Source organism: Rahnella bruchi (assembly GCF_003614975.1).
GTDB classification, from domain to species: Bacteria; Pseudomonadota; Gammaproteobacteria; order Enterobacterales; family Enterobacteriaceae; genus Rahnella; species Rahnella bruchi.
The window spans coordinates 681,148-706,200 of the sequence record NZ_QZWI01000001.1 but is presented as its reverse complement, the minus strand read 5'-3'; the positions used below and the strand labels follow the sequence as shown (position 1 = coordinate 706,200).

Here is a 25,053-nt window from a genome sequence, read left to right as displayed (position 1 = left end):
ACATAGCTAGCTTGTCTGAACATAGGCCCACTACTGGTGTTTTATTCAAAATAACAGTAGGAATAATAATTCCAGTGAATAAACACAACGGTTTGATGTCGGTGACAAATGGAGCATAAAAATCATGAAAGTACAGGAAGCCAAATTTTCATCTAAAGAATTTTTAAAGCGTCGTCGTCCAGAAAAATTTTCTGATTCAACGATCCGAGAAACAGGGTCTTTAGATAGAGTTGTACTTGAACATTTTCTTTCTACTCTAAATACAAGAAATCAAGAATTGCAATTCGAAGATTTTGCAAAAAGAATATGTGAGAAAATAATTTGCCCTAATCTCCTTGAGCAGACTGGCCCTGTAGCTGGTGGCGATGGTAAAACTGACACACAAACCTTTCCAGTTTCGGAACAAAGTAAGATTCTTTGGTTCGAAGGAGTTAATGATACATCAAATAAAGAACGTTGGGCCTTTGCGGTAAGTACCCGTAAAGACTGGAAGAAAAAATGTCATGAAGATGTACTTAAGATAAAAGAAACAGAGCGTGGGTATACTAAAGTATTTTGCGTAACGAATCAATCTGCAAAGTCCAATATTCGTTCAGAGGTTGAGGATACACTAAAAACAAAAACTGGAATAGATGTCCGTATATTAGATATTAATTGGCTATTAGATCAAATTTACAAAAACCATTTTGAGCAATTGGTCATTGATTCATTGTCAGTTCCAACCCAATATAAAAGAGAAGTTATTTTTGGAGAAAATGATTATAAGAAACATAAAAAAACATGAAGAATTAACCGAGTATATTAGAGAGAAAATAAACCCTGCTGAAATTTCATATGAACAAGTGGATATATTTTTAGAAATTGCAGAGTTAAGCGCTGAACTTGAGAAACCACTAATTGAAACACAAGGTCTATTTGAAAGAGCAATAAAAATCTCAAAAAAATTCGGGACTAATCAACAATTGTTAGATGCGTATTATCAATACGCCTGGAAGTCCCATTTTTGGATGGAAGATTTTAATCTCCTCGAAGAAAATCTTCAATTAGCCTATGAAAGTATAGCATCCTCAACTAATTCCTCAAAATGGGAGAAAGTATTAAACTTAGTAACAGTTCATAAAAGTTACATTAGACTTAACAACGCAACATCTACAATCGACATCGAGAATATTGAACGTAACATGCTCGCCAAACTAGATGAGATAGCTGACGATGAATCACGTCCCAGTAATGCACTCACAGCGAGAACTCACAAAGCTATTTATAAATTGACAACGTTTTCAGATGTAGAAGATGCTTCGGTTGTATTTGAAGAGTTACATGAAATTTTTAAAAATAGTGGGAATTTAATAGGCTATCCCTTTGAGAAAAACTTCCAACTATTGAACGAACTAGATGACATTTTTTTCGAGGTAGATGCATATGAAAATTTATTAGACTATATGACTGAGCAATCTGCTGTTAGAGGTGGTGAAGTTAAAGGGGCATTATTAAATCTACGAAGAGGTATAAAGAGGATTCAAAATGGTCACCATTATCAGGCAATCAAGTATTTAGGAAAATCTTTTATTCCACTCTATAAAGAGGAATCACGAGATAATTTTATATTAGCATTAAAAGCTATTGCTTATGCTTACGAATCCATTGGGTTGCTATGGAGTTCACGTTCAAGCTTGCTTCTATCCGCTTCTTTGATTACAGAGAACTACTGGAAGTATGATGAGATATCATTAAAGCAGGCTGAGATTTATTATAGTTTATGCCTAACAGAAATAAAACTAGGGAAATTAGCACATGCCCTTTTATGGTATGAATTGTTTTTAATAATTAACCAGAATATCAGTGATAGCTCGTTCAGTGATAAAGAAAGTCAGCAGGTCGATTTTTACATAAGTCAACTCATTTTGAACACTAATCTAAAGGAAATAAATCGACAGAGTAATATTCCTGATGAACTCGATAGATTAGGCCTTTTTGTATCATCGGGATGTCTTAAATATGCTTTAGGTTATATTGAATATTTTGCGCGTGAGTACGAAGTTATTGCAGATAATGATAATAATGATTTTTTGCAAAAAATACGTGACTTTGATGCTGGATTTAATATTCAAGGTATAAAAGATAGCCATGACAAACGAGGAGTACATACATCTTTTATTTTTGGATGCACCATAGAAATTAACTTTCCGAATCGGTCACCATTTATAGAGTTTTCAACTAATATCTTATCACTTTTAGAGAGTGCTTTTGCAACTTGTACGATTGATAACATCCATCTGAAAGAGGCATTTTTAATTATTGAAGTAATAGCAGATGACGAAGGTGACTTATCCTTATCACATGAAATAAATAGCAATAGTGGAAAACTAAACCTTACAGTAAATTGTTCTGGTTTTGATACAAGTGATTTTAGAATCGATACTCAACAAAAAATCACCAATGAATTCAAGAAAATAGTATTTGTTCTTGTCCCCGAATTATTTTTTATAACAAATACAGAATACATTGAAAAAATGATATTCGAAGATGCTGCATTCGACAGAGCAATTAGTTTCGGTGCCTGTATCAAAGCTATTGAAAATGTTCTTGGAAATGATATTGATCAACAAATTAAGAAAATTTATTCCACAAATGCTGAAAAGAAAACCTACCCTCTTCTAAGAGATAAATCCTGGGATAGTGAATTTCCGAAAGTGTTGGACATCGAGTATGTAGATGATCCAACATTTGGAAAAGGAAGAATGCCTGAAAAGGAACTTAACTCCGAAAATATAACACATAAAGATTATTCCATACAAAGTCTAATCAAACCTCGTCTGTGGGATAGAACACGCTGGAAAGGGGTGGGCTTCGTTCAATTCAAAGCATGTCACCCAGGATTATATCTTCTATTTAAAGACTCCTGTGTGGGTGAAGATATTTTTAAAGATCTTATATCATCTGTAGGCTTATCAGATAATAAATCCAGATTACGTGTTTGTATCGTCAAAGGTATCTCAGTTAAAAAACCAGCTCATTATAGAGTACTGATATCTGAGAATATGAAGAATTCTCCAATGACTAAAAGAATGACGATGATCAGCCGAACTAACACGATGACTCCCGATAACAATGTCAACCTTGATAGATTCCTTGCTGCTTATCATTCCTGCGGAAAATTTTATCTCGGATGTGATGCAATGCTAAAGAATATTACTACTGATTCTCCACGAAAAGAGAGTCTAGGAATAGAAATGAGTACGTTAGATGTTAGGTGGGCATGGGAAATTGGCTTGAATGATGTTGATTGTATTGGTGTCAATTTAGATGACGATGATCCATATATTCCAGATGATGTAGCTGATGCTCCATTATTAGAGTTGATAAATGCCAAATAGTATTATGCTATGAGGAACACCGCCTCTTTAAGGGGGCGGGTTCAAAACAGTTCTTTGAAAATCACACAGGAAACATGTATTAACTCAGAGCTGAACTGACAGTTTCGGTTAGTTATAAAAGTATCTTTCAAATTACAACTGGCTTAAATGCTTCTCAGTTTAGAGGAATTTTAATAATTCCAATAATTAATCTTAATTGTTGTATATAACACAGCAATCTCTGATGGGTTATTTCCTTACTCTACAACTCAACAACACATTCAAGTCCGTGATGTGATCGAGAAGACCAGCCTCGAAGGCAAGTCTTTGGATAATAAAATCGTCCTTGGTCGGCCGGAATACTACCTTGTCACGGCTCTAACCTTCTGAAGGTCTAGATATTAACCGAATATGTTACAAGGGATCTGTGAACCACAGCTTTGTTTTATTGGATAATACAAGGTGCTATTTGTAATGCCCGTGTATGGCCCTACGCTGCCAGCATTCGTTTACAAAACGGTCGCTGCTAGTAAGAAGCGGGCATTTCTTAATCAAGAACATGGATGCATCATGCTAGCATGTACTTTTCAATCCACCTCTTCTATATGCCATCCTTTAATTAAAAGGGCATCACGCAAAGCCTGTGAAACACGGCTTTCGTTCGCTGCAAGGCATAACAATCTCGTTGGTCGAGACATTGCTACGTAAAGGTTGCGCATTTGTGCCTGTTGTGTTTTTGGAAGCTTTGAGATGTTTTTGGCAGGTTTCCCTGCAATATACTCAAGTCCCAGTGCAACATCGAACTTACGACTGGACCCACCGTAGGATTCAAGGATTAAAGATGCGGCATGAGTTTCGCCTTTCATCCCTGCAACCGTGCCGAGTCCAATGTCGAGGCATCTCCCCTGAAAACTAATTTCACATCTCGTCGAGGTAGAAGTGCCTAGTATCCCACTCACCCCTGCGTCTTCGAAGACACTCAGTCCCTTAAATTTCTCAAGACTTAGATCTTCAGGAAGGTATGGTTTTAGTTGCGTGTAGAGCGACTCGATTAGTGCATCTCGCTGACCATCTGAACAAAGTTCCTCACCGGACAATGCGAGCTGCCGTGTTAACTTATCAATTGTCCCTGTGGGTGTAAAAGCCTTTGCCGCTCGTGGAAGTGCTCGTGCATCACGAATATCTTGCGCCAACGATGCCTCAGATGCACGCAGAACAAGCAATAACGCTCTACGAACGTCAGAAACTCTTGAACTCAACGATGTTTCTTTCAAAGCTCCTTTACTGTCCCCGACAAGACTCCAGAAACTTTCTGAGCGTATTCCTGCACTGAACTTGTCTCCGCCATAGGTTGGACAGTAATCAAGAAGATGACGACCTGCGTCAACGTTGCTCTCACCGGTTTTGCGAGCGCTCATAGCCTTAACCTCGCAGACACCAATATTGTCTTCGCTCAACTGGTCAATAACGATTTGACCAAAGCGTTCGACCACTTTGATTGCACTATCCGTTTTGTACAAGAGTAGGACTGGGGCATGGACATTTTCGGCCTCACCAACAACAGCCTCTCCACTGACCCGGACACACCCTACAGCATCGGAAATTGATTTACCGAACCGTTTGCTGGTGCGTATACATCCATACCCAGCCCGTGGGAATGTGAGTAATTCAGCATGTTCTTCATCAGAGAGAATCTTCTGATCGATATCCCCAAAACGTTGCATCACTGACCGACCATCGAAAATACGATTCAACAAGGACTCTTGTTCCCAAGAGGTATCCTGCATCTCATCGATGAACACCATTGGGAAACGACGATGCACAACATCAAGAAGTCTTGGGCAGGTCTGGAGCACTAGGTCAGCAAATGCAAACATGTCACGATGGCGAAAAATACCCTGAGCAGACAGAGTATTCTTCAGCTCAATCAAAGAGTTGTAAGACTTTGTATGCGATGCAGGCAGGCAGCCACTTTCAACATGCACGCTAAGCGCCGCCGTTCGATAGAAAAGCGTAGTGGCGATACCTTCACCATTCCTCTGGTTTTCCAGATAAATGCGAAGGCCTGCAAATTTTCTCGTCAGCAATAGAGAACGAGCTTTATCCGCGAACACCAGATCATCAATGACATCAATTTTCTCTCCCAAACTACGCAGTAAGGGCATTGCAAAGAAATGATTGACGAAGCTATGGATAGTACCGATGAAATGGGGGTAGCTCAGAAGCTGAGATCCTTCGACCGTTCCCGCCAGGCGATGTGCAATCTCATTACGAGCAACGTTAGTGTGACTTAGAACACATATGCCTCGGCGTGCATGAGGCCATTTCCTAGCCAGCAACAAAAGTTTTGCTGCAAGCAGCGATGTCTTCCCACTTCCGGGTACTGCATTAAAATCATGCGATCCGTTTTCAAGTAGGGCTGAACGACGTTCAGCATCGTCAAAGTTCAGGTCTCTGGCTAGCGTCGTCAGTTCGACTAAGTCGTCTGGAGAGAGATGGACAGCACTCATTTATAATCTCCTAGATACCGTTTGTTGCCGCGTTAGCCGGAACGGTAGAGCTTGCCGACATGGCTGTTGTTACTGCCGCCGTAGTTGCACCAGTCGATATGGCAGCTCCGGTAACAGCCCCCGCCACCGCAGAGGATTTGGATTTTAGATCTATCGTCAGGTGTGATAGTGCAGTTTGCAGGTATGGAGGTAGTTTATTGAACAGTTCGTCATTCGTGCCATACGCACCTGTAGAAACCAGCTCAGCTGCATACTGAGCAGCTATGGCTTTCGAAGCTTTTTTCTCTTGAAGAGGCTGATAAATAATTGCAGCGAGAGCTTCATCGGAATGACCCGAAGCCTCCAGCGCTAACCAGTTTGTTTCTTCCGCTGCAAGTGTATCAACTTCGTCGCTTTCTTCTAACCTTTCATTGCGTGACTTAGCCTTTACGGCAAGAGAAATAGCTAGGTACATCAGCTTAGCGCAACCGTAGTGCGCAAGATCATATTCGAGTGTCCACCGGTCTGAAACGCAGACGATCGTGTTACCGCCTTCCGCTCGGTCCTTCTTGTTTTGCACCACTTGCTTAATTTCATCAGCGTCATAATCCGAATCGAAGCGCTTACCCTGAGCGGGTTTTGAAACGTAGTTTTTTGCTACGTCAGGCACAATGTCCCGGTCTGTCAGGCATACGACCGGTATTGGGATACCCGGGCCGGTGCCTTCTCGTTGGAGAATGCGGGCGTAATGGTAAAGCCCGGTATTTCCAACGTTAACAAGTGATACACTGTGCTTTGAGAATGAGCGACCACACATCTCTGCAATAGCTGGTAGCAAGATTGCTTCAGCAGGCCCTTCCACCATCATGACACCGCGTGCAAAAAATAGATTCGCTTTGGTTGCATCGATAAAACGGCGAAGGAAAGAGTAGTCGGTGCGCTTTAGTTTCGTTTTGCCGACAGCTAAAGGGAAGGTCTGTGCCTTGTGCACCAATGTTATATCTTCAATGCGTGCAGTTGATACCAAAGAAGGGCTGTGCGTCGTCATAATAACCTGAACCCGCTTATGCGTCTGATCATCGTTAGAGTGCTCTTTCAGGAGATCCATCACGCGCTCTTGCAACTGAGGGTGGAGATGCGCCTCTGGTTCCTCAACGAGAAGGAGGCCCAGTTCTTCGCCATCTCGCAGCAGCACCAGTTCAGTAGCCATAAACAATGCATTGTTGTACCCAAGGCCGCGAGCGCAACGAGCGTCAGGATCAATGTGTGCTCCAGGAAGCAGCGACAGCTCGAACTTCTCCAGAATAGGCGTGAGCGCTAGATTAGGTGCGATACGAATGCGCGACTGAATTGCATCTCCAGAAAACGCAAATTGGCTCAAATAGTTGTCATTGATGTCTTTCTCTACGCTTTTGATTACTTGATGTTGACCAAGGTGGTGCTGAGTGAACGCCATCAGACCAACTAGTCGGGTAGGGATGTTAGCTGGCATTGACTGATCGAAGTCGTTTACCTCTTGCCCAGCAATAAGGTTATGGGCTCCAAGAATCTGGGACAGACGTGATTGGCGCCCTGAACTTAACTCCGCCTCAGCATCGCGTAGGGGCCTTAAGTAGGTTGCTCGCACCAGCTCTCTTACCGCGTAACCCACTTCTGGCCCACTGCCATTTACTCCAGTCCGCACAATAGTTTCAACACGTGAACGCTTAGTTGCTTGGGGTGGGTGGAAGCGTGCCTCAAGATGCAGAATAAGCGAACAAGTTCCATCTTCACCAAGTGTCAACCATTCAAGGACTGAAGCTTCCTGATCGGTACTTAGCCCACACAGAGTGGCTTCGATACAAAGAGTATTAGATCGAATTGCGCCGTGAATGTGAAAATCTTGCTCAAAGAGACGGATGTTTTCATAACTGGTCGTCAGCAGCACCTGGCGGATAGCATCAACGATACATGTCTTCCCTGCATCATTTTCTCCTACAAGGATGTTTAGCCCCGGATTGAGCTCCCAGTCGAGGGCCTGTGTGGATGTACTATCTCCAAAGGCACGATAGTTACGTGCGCTGATGTGTTTCAGATACATGTTCTCTCCTTAGTAGAAATCTCTCATTTGATGCATCGTAGATGAAACGGAATGACGACATTAAGTTCTAAATTCATGTTAGTTAAAGTGATGGGAAGTGGACTTTGACGCGAGGTTTTCTCAACATACTGCCTTCCAGTGCTGTATAACGCAGGTCATCTTTTGCTTCATCTGACAGGTGAATGACGCCATCAAGAATAAGCAGGTGGCCGGAATCCAGCAGCGTATGCAAATCCGCGGCGAGGCAGATTCCGTTTTCGACGCTCGCATTACCTCCGCTAGCGTGACTAACGATATGGGCGGCCTCGAGGGCGAGCCGTGTACCGGTAATAGCACACTGGTTTTTCCAGTTTGATATCACTGCACGTCTGAAACGTCCCTGTGCAGGGCGGATCTCCGCTCGAGTGTATTTTTTTTCAAAACCAGAAAAATGAGGCACCGATAGCCGTTCACGCTCTAACTCGCTTTTATATTGCGCATAAAGCTCGCCATTCTCCATCTCGTCAAGCTCATCATCGCGCCAGCCAGCATTCAACAATTTCCTGCGTGCGGCGCTGTAATCACGGACGGATTTATCCGACAGGTCACCCCGGCGCTCCAGCACAACGGTATGATCTCCGCGCCGGACAGACTTTGTTCTGTCACCGACCTGCATTGCCTCCCCGCCAGATTCAGCAATAAGGTCGGCACGCCACGCGGCATGGAAAATGTTCTCGCCCACGTATTTGTTCGCTGCCGCTGCGCTGCTGAAACGCTCGGCATCTACGTATACCCAATATCGCCTTTTTTTCATCCGCTCGGCTTGTTCCGGTGTGTAACGCTGCGTCATTAACACGATCCTCTTTGACCACATATTTGCGACTTCGGTCTGTATATCGAAATGCGCCTTGTTGTTCCCGTCAGAGTATCAAATACCTCAACCTCAGATGTTGCGATCTATATTCCCGTTTTTCTCAGAGCCGATACATCGGCAGCGATAAGCTGAGTATTTAGGCAGAAAAGGGCGTCCAGCGTTAACCGGTAAACATTTTCTTTATTTCAACGTTTTTATCCCTTATCCGACCCAGTTTCATCTTCACCTGCTCCGGCATGTCATCCAGATTATCTTCCCGTAACCCCATTACGACGTTATATCCCATTAGCAGCGAACGGTCGCCCAGGCGTGGCAGTGGAGCCAATTCTATCGGGATGGTCAACTTCAGGCTGGCGTCATAATCACATCCCAGATACACACGCAACAAAGTAAACACGTCTTCACGCAACTGACCGCCGGGCAACCAACCTTTGGCTTCCTCAGGGTCTTCGGTATACATCTCCACGCCAATACTGTAATTCACATCCGCTGTTTCACTGCCAAGAACCAGATGATCCCCCAACCTTTGCTGCTCCGAAAACGAGAATCTGGCCCTTTTGGCCGCTGGCATTATCGCTACCTGGTGGGGTTTGACGGTTACTCTGGTATTCGGAGCCTGAGAGATAATGACGCTGGCAATACCTTCAGCAGTCCGTGTCGGGCGCACCAGGGGCTGTAATAGCGCCAGCAACCTCGAGGCCGGGGGCGTGTTGGTATGCGTGATACCCGCCAGCGCCATCATGTTTTGCGACATATTGTCGGTACCGCCCGCTTCGAAGGTGGCGGGATAGCTGTATTTACGCCAGATGCGGTAAAACTGCGTCATGATCCGGTGGTTGAAGATATCCAGAAAGGCTTCCGTGGCGTCATGCCCATCACGTCGTTGAGTGATGTCATCGATGTAACTGGTCGGCAGCGGTGAATCGATGCCATACAGCCCCATAAAAGTGGTTCTGACCGTGGGCGGATCGTTCGGAAAGTCCGGGTCTGTTTCTACGGTTTTGAGTTCGCTGACCGGAAAACCCATACCTGGATGCGGGCGAAAGCGTACTGGATCGTCGTTGGGATTAAAGGTGCTGCCGAGTGGGGGACGTTCCGGTGTCAGTTCTTCCAGAATCTGGCAAAAACGGTAGAAGTTAAACTCCGGTGTCCGGTCCTTGCCCTCTGCATCTTGCCAGAAAGCAGGCAGTGCGTCGGGATGGTCATCATCGTAGCGGTCACTCATCAGAACAGCACCCGCTTCAAACGTCTCTCCGGCCATGCCCAAACGATACCTGAATGTTTTAGCGTAACTGTTAGCTGAGTCAGGCGGCTGATACTGGCGTATTGGGTATAAAATTGCTCAAGGATCTCACTGAAAAGTCGTGCATCCCCAATTCCGCTGTATTGGTTTTCATCGAGAGTTACGCTGATCGCCACACCGTGCCAGCCCTCGCCCGGATAGTGGATCTGTTTATAATCCACATGCTGGATCCCTTCGATTCGCCGTGCGTTGTCAGGATCTTGTGTCCAGTTCAGCAGGTTCAGGGCATGGCGAAGTGATTCTGTGTCCATCAGGTGTGCCAGCGCCTGAGGGTGTAACAGCGACATAACCTGCCATTGGTATCGCTCAGTAGTTGGCGGATAGCCTGGCAACGTAGGAGCATGGCGCGTGCGGCAGTGCAACGTCAGGTTGCCGACTACAGCACGGCCATCAAATACCGCACTTTTCAGTGCCATGCGCGGGTAGTTACCGTTGGTACAGGTCATGTTTAGAAACAACGTCGGGTCTTCTTCCTGCCTATCCTGCTCGAAGGCGCTGCCGCCCAGCATCAGAACGGTATCGTTAAGTCCGTGCGGGCCACGTTGCATCCGGGTATGAAAATACCGTTCCGGCCACTCTTTTTCGTATTTAAGCAGCCCGCTTTTATGACGAAACTGGCTGTAAGGCGTATAGAGAACGCTATCTTGCGTTTCCGTTCCGGAGACGATATCGACGCTGTAAATTTCGGTGTGGTGGTCGCGCAGTCTGTGCGGGCGTAGGCGGTAATCTTTGATCACCGGATGCAGGTGAAGAGGCTCCGCATTAAGGGTGAAAAGATTAATTACCGGTACGCAGTGAATCCGCAGCGCATCGGCCGTTACGGGAAGGTCGCGGGGCAGTGGGGTACTGAGGGTGATCTCAATATCAAAATGACGGATCCCTTCAGGGAACGTAATAGTCTCCAACCCGCTTAGCGTCATAAAAGCGAATCGTGCCGGGAAGGTGAAATATTCCAGCCATGGCCTGACTTCTCCGCACAGCGCCGGGCTGTGGCTGTCTGGCCATAGGGGTGTCCAGTTCTGCTGCCACGTTGATTGTAACGTTCCTTCAAAGGGTTGAGGGTCCGGATTACCCGCCATACGTACGGCAAGCTGCTGTACATGATGGCCCAGTGCCAGATAGAGCGCGGAACGCAGTGCCGGATCGGCGTTAATGTACAGTGGCAGATTGCTGAGGTTCATCTGGCTGGGATCGGCCTGCGGGCTAAATACAAAGCGAAGTGTCAGCACCTGCCGCCCATCAGTCTGAACACTGTGCGTCAGCGTCTCAAGATCCAGCGGATGGAGAATAAGTGCCTGGGTTGTCCGGTACGGGCAGCGTAGCCCGCTGGCGTCTATCGGTTGAGTAAACAACTCGGTGCCGGCAGGCATGACTTCATCGCGTACCTGTGTGAGCTGATCGGGCGACAGTTCTACCACGGCCAGCGAAGGTAACGTGCGGTTAATAATGGGCAACAGATGGGAAAGTAATGGCTCGGTTATTTCCGGGACATCGTCATCAATTTTCTGACGAATACGGGCCATCATAAAAGCAAAGCCCTGAAAAAGGCGGTTTACGGAGTCGTCCAGCGGCACAGTGCTGCTGTCGAGGCCGAGCTCGCGGGCTTTCTCCGGAAACTTTTCAGCAAACTCCAGACCCGCAGCCTTCAGGTAGCGCATCTCACCATCGTAATAGCGTAAGAACTCATCGTCGGTCATTTTGCAGGTCTCAGCGTTAGCGTACTGTTGTTCACTTCAATAATGCGTGGTTCATCCGGATCTAAGGCATCACGTGGGATCACCAGCCGCCAGGTATTACTGACCCGGTCGGGAGTGCGGAACAGACCTACGATGGCAACAAATTGGGCTCTTTTATCCATTGGCATGTCCAGAGTGACGGCTTCATTCGGAATGATCCGCACTGTTTTTTCGACAAGCTGGCTGACCTTCAGCGTTTCCTCCGGCTGCGTCAGCAAGGTCTGATAATCGGCCCCATCGAACGCTGTTCGCTCAGTTAGCTGATACACCCGCAATGTTGCAGGCATCGTGACCTTATTATCATCCTGATTAAATGCTGCACGCGGATCGAACTGCAAATGCAGGGTTTCCACGCTGCGGTAAAACACGGCATGCGCCACGCTGGCCGTTCCTTGCGTGACGCTGTGCGTGAGACCACAGCCGCTGAGTATCAGTAGGGGAAGCATGACATTTATGCGAACGAGTTTTTTCAGCGTCATACGACCTCCACGCCAGACTCTTTCAGATAATCCGATAAAGATGCGGTCATCTGGTTATGCTGGCTGGTAAGTGCCTGCTGTGAGGCCTGTGCCGTGACAGTGCCATAGTCTTTGGATGGCGTCGCCATTGCCTGAGACGACAGGGTCTGCGTTACGCCGGTGGCCATATCTGTCACCTTATGTACCTCAGACGCAATGCCGTTGACCTGCTGTTGTTCGACTTTATAAATCACGCGATCGGAGGTAGGGGCTGCACCGACAACCTGACCAGCGACAGAAATCAGCTGCAATTGCTTATTGCCGATGTCGCCGCAGTAAATCATGCGATAACGAAAATAGCCGCCCCACAGTTCCCTGCTCCCTAAGGCGGAATGCATAAACCAGGCGCGGGAGTCATGTACCTGATCGTCATACAAAGCCAGAATTTCTGACATCTCTGGGTCTTTAGTTCCCCAGCCGAGGTCATTGGTGAAAAGCTTTGAATAAAGACGGTCGCCGTCGGCTTTCATCTGTTTATATTCAGCCGCTTCATCATCACCATTCACCAGATAAATGGCGTGCTGTGGGATAGTATCCAGAATGACCTGCAGGGCGCTTCTGCGATCCCGGAACCAGTCGAAATAGTCACTGCGAAACTCACTGGCAGCTTCTCTGAGTTGTTGCTGAGCTATGCTTGGATCGTAATCAGGCAATCCTTGTTTGTTTATATCCTGCTGCAATATCAGATTACGTGGGTTTTGCTTTGCTGCTTTGCGCGCATTTTGTATCGCTTTTTGAGATGCGTCGTGGGCATCTTTTTCTTTATCCAGTCCGTCTTTATCGAGCTGAGGAGCAGCTTTGAAGAAGGGTTGGCCTTCCATGTTATTCCGGGCGTAGCGGCCAATACGCCACGCGGTGATCCACCCAATCTGGTCGACAACGGCGCTTTCCAATGTTTGAGATAGCTGATAAGCGCGATAGCCGGGTTCCGGCGTTTCTTCTCCATCTCCCCCTTGTGTTGAGGTATTAAGCAGGGTCTTCCGCCAGATGTTGAAGCGTTTTGCAAGTGAAGGCGTGATATCAAACTCTTTTATTGAGCTTTGCGACATTGCTCTTGAAGGCTGAATATCTTTGATTAATTCAGTTACTAATTCAGGAGAGACTACCAATGGTGCTCCTGCAGAAAACGCCGCTGTATAGAGATCGTGAAGTACGATTTGCGAGAGTAGTTCACCTACTGCTCCACATGCTTTTCCCTGGTCTCCTGGTGGATACCCTCCCCCGATATCGGAATGCATACCGGGATAGACTACCTCTTGGGTATTAGCAGGATAGCTGCCATCGGGACGCCGAACCGAATCTAACGGGAAACACAGTCTTTGTTCATGTGCGGCAATAAAATGACGGCAGCATTTGATAAGTCCAGGGAATCGCCTTTCATCAGGCAATTGCTGTGTACCGTCAGCCCATCCCATATGCCCTGCAGAACCAGGGCCCATATGAGCTAACCCCACCGAAGGAACAGTGTCCAAAATTCCCAAAAATTCGATACTCAGCGGTAAACCCAGAATTGTCATTTCCGGGCGGGAGGCGCCTGAAGGTGTTTCGAATAATTCAGTCAGCCAATTCACGAATGCCCGAGCCTCAGCGGCACCGCGTGAGAAACCGTAGATAAACAGCTTGATATTCAGCAGATGGGGTTTTGCCTCTTTGACTTTGCTGCGCAGTGGGGCAAGGAGCTTATTGAATGCGATACGCCGGGGCACCTCACCGGTTAATGGTAAGTGCGCGACCATTCCGGGGAGTTGTGATGCAGCAACGGTGTCATCTAAACGCTTATGAATTGGGTCGATGGCATAGCTTAGGGCATCGATGAGACGCAATAATGCCCAGTTAATCCGATTTTCCCCCCCAGTGGCGAAGGTAAGCCCTGCCATGCTGTAATCGAACTCACCAATTTTGGGGAAAGGTGTACCAACACCAGGAATGTAATATGAAAAGTATCCTTTACTTTCAGCTTCAGGTCCCTGATAAGAAGCATGAAAAAGTTTGGCTATATTTGTCGGATGTGAAGGTTTTGCAATGTTCGTATCATTTTCTTCGTTGTTTCCAGTCCCATCAAAAAATAAACTGATGTGCAGGCTCTGGCTGCATACTGACCCTACCCGCCGACCGACTGACGCGCTCAGATGATTGCGAAAATCATCGGCTTCTTTGATCTGTTTTTTATAATTATCGTTAACCTGCTGCTGGGTTAACGGCAAGCGCCCCTGCTCAGGAAACAACGGAGGAGCCCAGACTGGTAACGCGAGGCTTATTTTGGACATGTTGCTGGCTCCTTCATGTTTAAAGGCTCTTTGATGGGATAGTCCGGTTGTCCATAACCAGAACAAGATGTAGTCACTTTGACTTGATGACAGACCAAGAAATGAACCACAAAGGCACAAGCATGATCGTATTGCGGGATATCTACGACGACGCTATGTTGCTGATAGTTAGCCGCATGTTTTGCATAAGCTGCGCGGTATGCATCAGTACCTAGTGGTGGTAGTTCTGCATATGGTTCTGGATCTGTTTCCCACTCAATTTTTGCCTGCATTCCTGGATACCATTTGTCAGGTAGCATTACGCAGCAGGTATTTCCCGTAAGGCCGCCGCCATAACCATTAACTGAGAAATGGTTAATCCCCTGTAACGTATGGTTGATGCCTGCAAGGTTTGCTCCACTGTATTCATCGCTATTTGCCTGTGAGCAAGCGGATGCCAACAAAACCAACATCATAAGACCTAGCTTGGTCAGAGAATGTAATAGCCTTTGAGCCGCAAACAAAGGAGGAGCCCAGGCTGGTAACGCGAGGCTTATTTTGGACATGTTGCTGGCTCCTTCATGTGCAGAGGTTCCTTGATGGGGTAATTCGGGGTGCCAAAACCTTCACATACGGTAGTAACTTTGACGCGGTTGCAGGTTAAGAAATGCACCGTCATGCCGCAGCGTTCTTTATCATAAGCGGGGATTACAACAACCGTGCTGTGTTGCTGAAAGCTACCTGTAACCTGCTTCTCCCAGGCCTCATATTTATCTCTATCCTGGTAACCTGGAAAAGGAGGTGCAGTTTTTGGGTCCGTTTCCCACTCAATTTTCGCCTGCATTCCCTGATACCATTTATTGGGAAGCATCACACAACATGTATTCCCAGAAAGGCTACCGCCATACCCATTAACCGAGAAATGGTTGATACCTTGCTCTGTATGATTAACCCCTCTTAGATCTCCCGCCGTATAGCCATCGCTATTTGCCTGTGAGCAACCAGAAATAATAAGTAATCCGCCCAGAACCAGACTTCGAAGCACTTTCCCTATCCGCATCATCATTCGTATTTCCTTATTTATCGGTTTGGGTAGCTGGAGAGTTTTTGAAAAACTTCAGTGCATATGTCGTTAAATCACCGAAATAATTTTTTGTGCTCGCATCAGATACCGCGTTCAGGCAACGTTTAAAGTTCTGTTCTTTTGTCACTGAGGGATCGTTTAGCTCTTTGGCCAGTAGCTCTGCGTCACTGATACAACCCAGTATTTCTATCTGAGCATCCGTCACGTAAATTGAGTCAGGTTTATCTGCCAACATATTGCCGGGCGCATAAGCACCCGCTTTCCAGACAATTTTCTGATCGCGGTCCTGCCAGCTCCACAGCAATGCCAGATGTGAAAATGCCGATTGCTGTTCTGGTGTCAGAACATGTGAGAACAGCAGGGGAAAAATGCGGGTATCGTAAAAACGTAAAAGACCTGTCTGCTCGCCCCACCGGATGTCAGCCAGGGTATGCAGATGTTGGGTCAGTTGCTCAAATGGCAACGGAGTGATCGCCAGCAGCAGACGCGGCGTGCCCTGAAAATGCAGCATCAATTCAGATAGCCAGGCTTTGTGCTGCCAGATGGACCAATGCAGCCGCATCAGCAGCGGGGCCTGATCGGCTAAGGCTTCTTCCGGGGTACCCTCAAACAGCGAGTGCCAACTGACTGGCGGGTCTAAATGGCGTAGTGCCTCGAGCAGAGACGAAGGCCAGCCGGCCTGATCGACCAGTACGTCGATATGATCCTGTCCTGCGCGGATACAAAGGTTTTCAGCCTGAGTAAGCCAGTGTTCGTGATGTTCCGTCATTTTGTGATCCCTTTTATTTAATAACCGCGCGCTGTATCCAGCTCAACAGCGTCAAATATCCGCGCCGGCAGGGTAAAGCCTCGTAGGTCCAGCAACGCCAGTGGACCTTTGCCCAGTTCAGTGCGCAGCATGTAATTAAGAGCCAGCCCGTCCGGGGTTATCCATGCTACTCGGTAAGTGTTATCACCGAGTTCGGTGACCAATGCCTTATCCAGCAGGCGGATAAAGCCCCAACTACCGGGGAAGTCCCCGTACAGGCGGGCTCCGGCTTTCACGCTGGTCCAGCTCAGCAGCGTCTGCGGCTGCCAGCGATTATCCGGCCAGGTCATGGTTTGCCAGCTTTCCATCTGGTTGAAGTATTTAAGCGTCTGGCGATCGACCACCAGTTCCGACTCCACTACATCGCGTGACGGTTTGCCCATCAGCTCGAAATGCAACTCGACGTCGCCGTGGTTAAACGCCACGTTGGCGATGCGTGTCAGTTCATTGAGCGCTGCGAGAAATTCCGGGTTGAAGGTCAGTCCCTGGGAATTCATGGCATCCGGTACCCAGTTGTCACCTTCTTTACGCAGGATCCCACCAAGACGTGTCTGGATGAACTGCACGATGTTGCCGGTATCGGTACGGAGGAACTGGGCCATCTGCGGGAGCGATGCCTCACTTTTGCGGTCAACGAACGGGTAGCGACCATTGAAAGCCTTGTTCCAGCTGTTCACGATCTCAGTCTGCCATTGGGTATTAATACTCTCTGCGGTCGGCGCTAATACCTGCTGCCACGCCTGAACCATCGGCTGCACAAACATGGCCTGACCAAAGCCACTCCACTCTTGCCCAAGGCTGGCCGCAATCAGGCTGCCATAATCGCGGGTGTCGGTCAGATCCACCGCCTTCCCCTGAAATACTGTCAGCGCCAGTGACTGCATCATCGCTTGTGGATCTGGCGCATTGGTGACCTGCTGCAGCTTCAGACGCACGCGGGTGATACGGGTCAGGAAGGTTTGCAGGCTGAGATTATTGTTGCCCTGGCCGCCGGCCGTGCCTTCCATCAGCGAGAGGAGAGGACCAAAGGTGTCATCGAGCGGGCCGTGCGCGCCAGCTTGTTGGTCAATGACCGGTTTTTTACGGGTGTTCAGTAAATCCTGCGCAGATTTCACCAGCGAATCGGACAGCCCTTCGCCGGATTGTCCTGCTTTCCCCTGATAGGCTAGGGTATTCATCAGGGCAATCAGCGGTGACTGACGCACATCGGCCATTAATGTGAGCTGGTCAATGGAATCTGACAGGCTCGCGGCCTGTTGCCATTGCATGCTGTTGAGGAAGTTTAACCAGGCGCTGGCGTAGTCGGTGAAGTACCGTGCTGTCAGGCGCTCCTTCAGCGCCTGGGGATCCACATCTTCGCTCACTGAATGCTGGCTGTCGCTGAGCACCCAGTCGATTTCATCGCGTCGGCTTTTGACCACTTTAGCGAGCGCGGGCTCGACTTCCTCTTCCCATGCCTTGCGGGTAAATACGCCAGGCACCACTTCTTCGGTAGAGAACAGCTTGCTGCTATCGATGTCATTGACCATCTGCGACAGCGTCATGTCGGCGTAGTCGCGGGACACCTGATTCAGTACTTCCTGATAAAGCGTGGTTTCCGCATTATTAACGCCAATTTGACGCAGCAGAGAGGTACGTACTGCGTTCACCTGCCTCATGTCCGGGTTAATGCGGCTCTGTGGATGTGCAAACAGATTTTGTGCGTAAAAACTTAACAGGGCGGGCCCGGTGCCCTGCCAGACGCCGGGATTTACACCCTCGCGCTGTGGCCAGCTTTTCATCATCGTCTGCGTATAGAAGACGGGCTCCATTTTTTCAGGGTGCGCCATCATCAGGTAGGCCTTGAGCAGGTTGTAGGTTTCTTTCGCCTGAGTGGTACGAAGCGGACTGGCCGGTGGCAGGGCCTGAAACGCGCTGAGTTGTTGTTGCAAATGCTGTGCGGCGGCATCACGAATCAAAGGCGTATTGATGCGGGTATAGCTGGCCCAAAGGGAATTCAGCAAGCTGTTATTCTGGCTGAGGCCGAACCGGCTATACCAAGGCGCACCTGCCGATGCCCGGTATTGCAGACGGCCAATTTCCCGCTGCAGCGCGTATTGGCTGAGCAAGCGCTCTTCCAGCGGTTTATGGGCGTCCATTGCGGTGGCAACCAGTTCGCGGTCTTCGCTCATCTGGTGACGGTTAACGGAGAATGACAGCAGAGAACCCGCCGCCCAAAGCAGAAGCAAGATCCCGGCACACCACTGCGCTGTTTTTACCCAAGGCATACCGGTGCGTTCAGGATGCTGTTGTCCGGTGTAACGCGTGATGCCGTGCCAGCTGGCATTTGGTAACCAGCCGTGGCGGGGCAGGGGAGCTGCGGGTGTGAGCGGCAGGCTGAACATTATGCCTGCGAGTGGCAGCGCCGCCGCACCTGTTCTCAGTGTATCGGCGAGTTGGTTCAGGCGTGTTATGCCGCCCAGCCGAAGATGCTGTGCCAGAGAAATTAAAAAACTGTGCTGTCGGTTAAGCAGAACTTGCTGCATGCCCCTTGCCGTCAGCGGTTCAATCAGGGAAGTGAGGGATACCTGAATGGCATCACTGTTGGATTTTGTTGTGAATTCACATCCCACAGCCTGCGTCTCACGGCCTTTCTGTTCCCACTCACTGCTGTGAATTTCCCACAGCCAGACAGGGACTTTCCATTTTAACGCTTCATACTGTTTTTGCAGCTGTCGCGCCACCGTGTCTAAGGTTTCACGCAGTTTTGTCTGCGTCGGGTTCACCGCCCAGACAATGCCGTCGAGCGGACGGCGGCGCAGCTTGCGCCAGGCGCTGATTCGTGCAATATCGGGTTCAGCCTGTGCGGAGCCTCCCCACAGCAGAACTGTGTTTTCACCCTCAAGCCACTGTTGCGCGATAAGCCCCGGCACTGCCTGTTCCACTTCGGCTTCTTCCCCGACCACCATCATGATGCGCACTTTGCGTTTCCAGCAGCGGCCGTAGCGGTGACGCAGATGCGCTGCAATATTAGTTTGCCCTATTACAGGGACTTTGGAATTCACTGGTGCGGCGTCTTTGCCGGTCAGATTTCGGGCATTAAGTTCTGCAAGCGCCCGCCAGGCCAGAATAAATATCGGGCAAAACCAGACCAGGGCAAGCCAGGTCATAAAGGCCCAGAACGCCAGCTGATTGAAGGTTACCGCTGGTGCACCCAGTGCATCACCTGCAAAAAAATAGAGGCCGGCACCGATAACGACCAGCAGGGTAATGGTCAGGATGTATCCCGTGACCAGCCAGAACAGGGAACTGCGGCGTTCAGTATCAGACGTTGCCATAAGGGGCAGTGACTCCGGAAATAAAGTGGTGTTCAGGGTGTTGTGCCATCCAGGCGCAGGGCTCAGCCTGCTGGTCGCTGTGCAACAAAGCCTGGGTGGCAGCAATAAAAGGGGAAAGGGCAGAGAGTTCACCGAAGTACGGCATCAGCACGTGCTCAACTGCCGACCAGCCTGAAGGCAAGACGGCATTCATGCTGGCGGTATCCATGGCAAGACATGCGGTGGGCACTTCGCTCAGTGAGGCAGTGCGCGTCAGCTGTGCAACCAGCTGCTGCGCAGACTGATTACTCTCAGGCAGCAAGACTTCAGGTCGGTACAGGGCGGTTTTTCCCTGATGGCCAACAATCCACGCAAAGGCAGCTTCACCGGCGGGCTGGTCTGTTGGACTTTTCGCGAAATGACCCACGCCGGCGCACAGTATCCAGTGAGTTTCATCCGTTTGTTCGTGAAAGCGGTCAATAACAGCATCGAGGTTATCCACGTTTTGCAGTGCAATGCTTTCACCCGACGCAGTCAGACTGTCCTGCGCGAGAGCGGCCTGAAATACTGCCAAGCTGTCGTTGTCGCCATGCCAATAGATAGTCTGCAAGGTGCGACCGGCCTCAAAGTCAGGCACATGGTTCAGCACCTGACGGGCAAGCAGTCGGGCAAGAGCCTCTGTTCGGTTAGACGTGCTGTTGAGCAACAGCGGGCAGCGCAGCGCAAATCCTCCGGCACTGTTTATCACAGGTACCGGAGGGACCGGTTTGGCGCTGAGCAGTGCACGATAGATTTCGGATTTGTCGCCTAATGAGCCGATAAGCACTGCCTGCTCAACTGGCAGCGCCAGCGAACGTCGCTGCCACCAGTTGTCCTGTGCTTTTTTTATTACCCCCTGATAGCTGTCGCGGTTGTGCAATGCCACCTGATACACCAGATAGCGGATAGAAACGGCAAGCAGCCAAAGCAATAACGGTAATCCCGCTGCCCAGAACCAGAACACCGGCGTTTTGGTCGATTTACCTTCTGGCCACATCAACATAGTGGCCAGCGCCGCCACCAGCCAGACAACCGGCAGGGCGGCCCACCAGCGTCGCCAGCGTGCAGATGGTGGTGTCACGTAATCCGGGTAAATGGGCGGTTGTTTCATGCCTGAATATCCATATGCGCGAGTGAGCTGACCAGCCTACAACCACACTCACAAAGGTGACCATCCAGCGCCACCTGCTTGCCGTTTATCGTGCTGCCGGACGTCCCCTGAGCAATGCGCGTCGCGCCGTGTTCGTTGCACACCGCGCTGTCACCCACGCAGGCAGCCGGTTTACCAAAGGCGTCGAAACTGCCGCTGGTTACCTGACCACCGTAAGGGTGCAGCGTATCGCCAACTCTAACGAGTTTTTTCAGCGTCATACCAGCTCCGTGCCCACTGATTCCAGATAGTCCATCATGCTTTTCATCGACTGTTGATGTTGACTGTCAACGATCTGCTGCTTTGTTTGTGCAATCACTGCGCCACTGTCTTTGCTTGGTTTAAACAGCTCGGCGGCATTGTCCAGTAGCGGTATTGGTGCACCCGTTATCGCATCAGTGATGGTTCGCTCCAGCATATATGCCCCAGCCGTTCCGGCTAACCCGCCAGCAATACCTTTAAGGTTTTTGCGCTTCACGCTGTAAATCACACCGCCCACCACCGTGGCTGCGCCGATAAGTTGTCCGGCCACGGCAAACAGGTACTGGTCTTTATTGCTGGCACTACCGCAATAAATGGAACGATAGAAGAAATAGCTGCCCCACGGCTCGCGAGTGCCCAGCGTGGAATGCATAAACCAGGCGCGAGAGTCATGGATTTGGTCGTCATAAAGTGCGAGCACTTTAGCCAGGCGAGGGTCTGTAGTATCAGCACCATTGTGGCCGGAGAACAGCAGGGGATACAGACGATCGCCATCGGCTTTTATCTCACGGTATTCAGTGCGTTCGTCGTCGGTATTGACGAGGTAGATGACGTTCTTCGGGATAGTTTGTACTAGAAACTCCCATCCTTCCTGAGGGCGCATTACATCAAAATAATCACTACGGAATTCTTCTGCGGCTTCTCTTAACTGTTGCTGTGCAATATCCGGATCATAATCAGGTATGCCTTGTTTATTGAGCATGTCCTGGGCACCCGGTGCTTTCGGGTTTTGTGCCGCGGTTATACGGTCTTTGGCTATCTTTTTCTGTGTCTCTTCTTGGGATAACTTGTCCAGACTTAACTGACCAGCAGAGCTTTGTTTTGCCTGATTGTAGAAAGGTTGCTGCAAATAGCCGCGATGTGCATAGCGGCCAATGCGCCATGCGGTGATCCAACCAATCTGTGCCACGACAGCATCTTCTAAAGATTGAGACAGCAAATGAGGTTGATAGCCAGAAGTGACTTGCTCAGCAGGTTCAGCCAGTTCGACAGCGGGTAAGAGGGTGGTTCGCCAGGCGTTAAAACGTTCAGCTAAATCAGGTGATACATCAAATTCCAATATTGAATCAGAAGACATTTTTCTTGATGGTTGTTTTGCCTTAAGTTCCTCAGGGATAACATTCTCTGGTACAGAAAGTGGAGAGCCTGCTTCTAAAGCCGCAGCGTACATATCATGCAAAATGATTTGTGAAAGCAGAGAACCAACACCTTCACGCCCTTTGCCCTGATCGCCTGGCTGCTTTTTTTCTGAGTCACCGGCCGGATAGCCTCCACCGATATCAGAGTGCATTCCTGGGTATACAACTTCTTTAGTAAAGGCAGGGTAAACACCTTCCGGACGACGGACGGAGTCCATTGGAAAACAAAGTCGCTGTTCATGTGCAGCTGCAAAATGACGACAACATTTTATTAGGTTAGGGAATTTTGACTCGCTCGGTAGCTGCTGCGTGCCATCAGCCCATCCCATATGACCATCGCTCAAGGGGGCTATATGTGCGATACCAACGGATGGTACGGTATCCAATAGTCCTAAAAACTCAATGCTGAGGGGGATGCCCAGTAATGATTGTTGCGGGAGTTTTTCACCTTTGGGAGTTTCAAATAGCCCGGATAACCAGTTAACAAAGGTACGAGCTTCGGCGGCACCGCGAGAAAAGCCGTAGACAAACAATTTAATTTTTAGCAGTTTAGGGCTATGTGTTTCTACAAGAGGATTTAGCCCCAATTCATTGATTGTGCTTAAAAACTCTCTTTTACGGTTTGATTGTCCTTCTATCCCGCCCAAATACATGGAAGTACTCATTTTCTTGATTTTGGCTTTTGCATCGCTGGCATTCAGTCTTTTATGGGCCGGCGCGGTAAGCGTATAACTCAGTGCATCAATGAGCATCATCAATGCCCAGTTAATACGATCTTCACCACCCGTGGCATACATCAAACCACCACCGCTGTAATCCATTTCTCCAATATCAGGAAATGGCGTACCGACACCAGGCATGTAGTATGAAAAATACCCTTGCTCTTCCGCTGAGGGAGGATAGGCAGCGTGAAACAGTTTTGCGATATTCGTCGGATGGGTCGGGTTAGCTAGTTCAGAGTCATGCTTATTATTGTTTCCCGTACCATCGAAAAATAGGTTGATATGTAGACTCTGGGAGCAGGTAAAACCATTACGCCGCCCGGTGTCTTGATTAAACTGTTGTAAATATTCGTTTTCTTCCCTGCGTTGCTTTTTATAGTTTTCATATACTTCAGCTTCAGATGTAGGTAAACGTCCTTGCTCAGGGAAAAGAGGTGGAGCCCACACAGGAGATGTATGCTTTATTTCGGACATGAGGCGGGTTCCTTCATGTTCATTGGTTCTTTAATTGGATAGAGGGGCGAACCAAAGCCATCAATTCCTGCATACACTTTCACTTTGTTACATGGTAGGAAATGCACATCCAGGCCGCCGCTTTTGTCATATTGAGGGATTTCAACATCGGCACTATGGCGTTGATAACTTCCCTCCACTTGTTTTTTCCAAGCCAAGAATTTTGTGCGATCCGAATAACCAGGGAAAACAGGAGCTGTTTGAGGATCAACCTCCCACTCTACGTGCGCTATTAACCCCGGACGCCATTTATCCGGGAGCATCACGCAGCAAATATTACCGGTCAGTGTTCCACCGTAACCATTTACAGAGAAGCGATTAACAGTCTGGCCAGGAACATGGTTATATCCCCTCATATTCCCACCGCTGGATTCATTTTCTCCAGCCTGAGTACATCCCGAAGCGGCTAACGTCAGCAGCAACATCATTCCCTGAACATATCTAATGAATTTATTCATCTCTCTTTCCTTAGATGTGGCAAAAAGCATCTACTGGCAGCAAAATGGTATCCATTACTGCAGAAAATGGGACATCGAGAAAAAACGGGGGCACGAGTGTGCCAATTTTCACTGCTTTCTTTGTCCCATCGTAATATCCATCTGTACATCCTCCTTGATCGATATGTTCGGCCAGAGAAATACATCCTGTAAGAGACGTACAAGCTAGGACTATCAGCATAAATTTATTCATTTAATCAATTCCGTATTTTCAAAAATTCGTCTGGCTGCTGGGTAATTTACTAACTCCCCAAAATACCCATTCCGGCTGGCATCCAACGCCACATCAAAACAGCGGCTAAAATGCTGCTCTCTGGCCAAGCTCCCGCGTTCAAACTGTGGCATTAGGTTTTGCGCATCGGTAATACAGCCCAGCAACTCAATCTGAGTATCTTCGACCGATAGCGGTTCCGGTTTCTCTAGCAGCATATTCCCTGGAGCATAGGTGCCCGCTTTCCAGACAATTTTCTGATCGCGGTCCTGCCAGCTCCACAGCAATGCCAGATGTGAAAATGCCGATTGCTGTTCTGGTGTCAGAACATGTGAGAACAGCAGGGGAAAAATGCGGGTATCGTAAAAACGTAAAAGACCTGTCTGCTCACCCCACCGGATGTCAGCCAGGGTATGCAGATGTTGGGTCAGTTGCTCAAATGGCAACGGAGTGATCGCCAGCAGCAGACGCGGCGTGCCCTGAAAATGCAGCATCAGTTCAGATAGCCAGGCTTTATGCTGCCAGATGGACCAATGTAGCCGCATCAGCAGCGGGGACTGATCGGCTAAGGCTTCTTCCGGGGTACCCTCAAACAGCGAGTGCCAGCTCACCGGCGGATCCAGATGGCGTAAAGCTTCGAGCAAAGGTGAAGGCCAGCCAGCCTGATCCACCACTACATCGATATGACCCTGTCCGGCCCGGACACAAAGATTTTCAGCCTGCGAAAGCCATTGTTCGTGCTGATCCTTCAT

19 protein-coding genes are annotated in these 25,053 nt (G+C 48.6%); 2 read left to right on the top strand and 17 right to left on the bottom strand.

Annotation, left to right across the window (positions count from 1 at the left end):
- The first annotated feature begins 124 nt into the window (after positions 1–124).
- Together D5398_RS25585 and D5398_RS03430 are read left to right on the top strand one after the other, a co-directional pair.
- On the top strand, positions 125–784 hold the full coding sequence (locus tag D5398_RS25585; protein WP_244216705.1) for a hypothetical protein: 660 nt from the start codon (positions 125–127) through the stop codon (positions 782–784).
- Positions 747–3,377 (top strand): hypothetical protein, encoded by a 2,631-nt coding sequence (locus D5398_RS03430; RefSeq protein ID WP_244216704.1) that lies wholly within the window; start codon positions 747–749, stop codon positions 3,375–3,377. Before D5398_RS25585 ends, D5398_RS03430 begins: the two co-directional genes overlap by 38 nt.
- A gap of 566 nt (positions 3,378–3,943) precedes the next feature.
- Here the strand turns inward: D5398_RS03430 and D5398_RS03425 are convergent.
- The 17 genes from D5398_RS03425 to tla1 (D5398_RS03345) all read right to left on the bottom strand — a co-directional run bounded on the left by D5398_RS03425 (position 3,944) and on the right by tla1 (D5398_RS03345) (position 25,053).
- Entirely contained in the window at positions 3,944–5,866 is a 1,923-nt protein-coding gene (locus D5398_RS03425; RefSeq protein ID WP_120506336.1) for a UvrD-helicase domain-containing protein, read from the bottom strand.
- A 10-nt stretch (positions 5,867–5,876) separates the two neighbouring features.
- Entirely contained in the window at positions 5,877–7,925 is a 2,049-nt protein-coding gene (locus tag D5398_RS03420; RefSeq protein ID WP_120506335.1) for an ATP-dependent nuclease, read from the bottom strand.
- Between the two features lie 82 nt (positions 7,926–8,007).
- On the bottom strand, positions 8,008–8,754 hold the full coding sequence (locus D5398_RS03415) for an HNH endonuclease (protein WP_120506334.1): 747 nt from the start codon (positions 8,752–8,754) through the stop codon (positions 8,008–8,010).
- Between the two features lie 184 nt (positions 8,755–8,938).
- Positions 8,939–10,039, bottom strand: coding sequence for a type VI secretion system baseplate subunit TssG (gene tssG, locus D5398_RS03410; RefSeq protein ID WP_120506333.1), 1,101 nt, complete (start codon positions 10,037–10,039; stop codon positions 8,939–8,941).
- Positions 10,003–11,778, bottom strand: coding sequence for a type VI secretion system baseplate subunit TssF (tssF, locus tag D5398_RS03405; protein ID WP_120506332.1), 1,776 nt, complete (start codon positions 11,776–11,778; stop codon positions 10,003–10,005). Before tssF ends, tssG begins: the two co-directional genes overlap by 37 nt.
- Positions 11,775–12,296, bottom strand: a complete 522-nt coding sequence (gene tssJ, locus D5398_RS03400; protein ID WP_120506331.1) for a type VI secretion system lipoprotein TssJ — start codon at positions 12,294–12,296, stop codon at positions 11,775–11,777. Before tssJ ends, tssF begins: the two co-directional genes overlap by 4 nt.
- Positions 12,293–14,602, bottom strand: coding sequence for a T6SS phospholipase effector Tle1-like catalytic domain-containing protein (locus tag D5398_RS03395; protein ID WP_120506330.1), 2,310 nt, complete (start codon positions 14,600–14,602; stop codon positions 12,293–12,295). The genes tssJ and D5398_RS03395 overlap by 4 nt, the downstream gene beginning before the upstream one ends.
- Entirely contained in the window at positions 14,590–15,147 is a 558-nt protein-coding gene (gene tli1a, locus D5398_RS03390; protein ID WP_120506329.1) for a Tli1a family immunity protein, read from the bottom strand. The genes D5398_RS03395 and tli1a (D5398_RS03390) overlap by 13 nt, the downstream gene beginning before the upstream one ends.
- Positions 15,135–15,647 carry a Tli1a family immunity protein gene (gene tli1a / locus D5398_RS03385; RefSeq protein WP_341868504.1) on the bottom strand — a complete coding sequence of 171 codons (513 nt, stop codon included), beginning with the start codon at positions 15,645–15,647 and terminating at the stop codon, positions 15,135–15,137. Before tli1a (D5398_RS03385) ends, tli1a (D5398_RS03390) begins: the two co-directional genes overlap by 13 nt.
- Positions 15,648–15,657: 10 nt before the next feature.
- A complete protein-coding gene (tla1, locus tag D5398_RS03380) occupies positions 15,658–16,434 on the bottom strand; it encodes a toxin Tle1 chaperone Tla1 (protein ID WP_120506328.1) in 777 nt (258 codons plus the stop codon).
- 17 nt (positions 16,435–16,451) lie between these two features.
- On the bottom strand, positions 16,452–19,790 hold the full coding sequence (locus D5398_RS03375; protein ID WP_120506327.1) for an ImcF-related family protein: 3,339 nt from the start codon (positions 19,788–19,790) through the stop codon (positions 16,452–16,454).
- A complete protein-coding gene (locus D5398_RS03370; protein ID WP_120506326.1) occupies positions 19,777–20,919 on the bottom strand; it encodes a hypothetical protein in 1,143 nt (380 codons plus the stop codon). Before D5398_RS03370 ends, D5398_RS03375 begins: the two co-directional genes overlap by 14 nt.
- Positions 20,916–21,179 carry a PAAR domain-containing protein gene (locus D5398_RS03365; protein ID WP_208645864.1) on the bottom strand — a complete coding sequence of 88 codons (264 nt, stop codon included), beginning with the start codon at positions 21,177–21,179 and terminating at the stop codon, positions 20,916–20,918. Before D5398_RS03365 ends, D5398_RS03370 begins: the two co-directional genes overlap by 4 nt.
- A complete protein-coding gene (locus tag D5398_RS03360) occupies positions 21,176–23,554 on the bottom strand; it encodes a T6SS phospholipase effector Tle1-like catalytic domain-containing protein (protein WP_120506325.1) in 2,379 nt (792 codons plus the stop codon). Before D5398_RS03360 ends, D5398_RS03365 begins: the two co-directional genes overlap by 4 nt.
- Positions 23,542–24,051, bottom strand: a complete 510-nt coding sequence (tli1a, locus tag D5398_RS03355) for a Tli1a family immunity protein (RefSeq protein WP_120506324.1) — start codon at positions 24,049–24,051, stop codon at positions 23,542–23,544. Before tli1a (D5398_RS03355) ends, D5398_RS03360 begins: the two co-directional genes overlap by 13 nt.
- Before the next feature lie 10 nt (positions 24,052–24,061).
- A complete protein-coding gene (locus tag D5398_RS03350) occupies positions 24,062–24,283 on the bottom strand; it encodes a YceK/YidQ family lipoprotein (RefSeq protein WP_120506323.1) in 222 nt (73 codons plus the stop codon).
- Positions 24,280–25,053: a toxin Tle1 chaperone Tla1 gene (gene tla1 / locus D5398_RS03345; protein ID WP_120506322.1), complete on the bottom strand. Its 774-nt coding sequence runs from the start codon at positions 25,051–25,053 to the stop codon at positions 24,280–24,282. Before tla1 (D5398_RS03345) ends, D5398_RS03350 begins: the two co-directional genes overlap by 4 nt.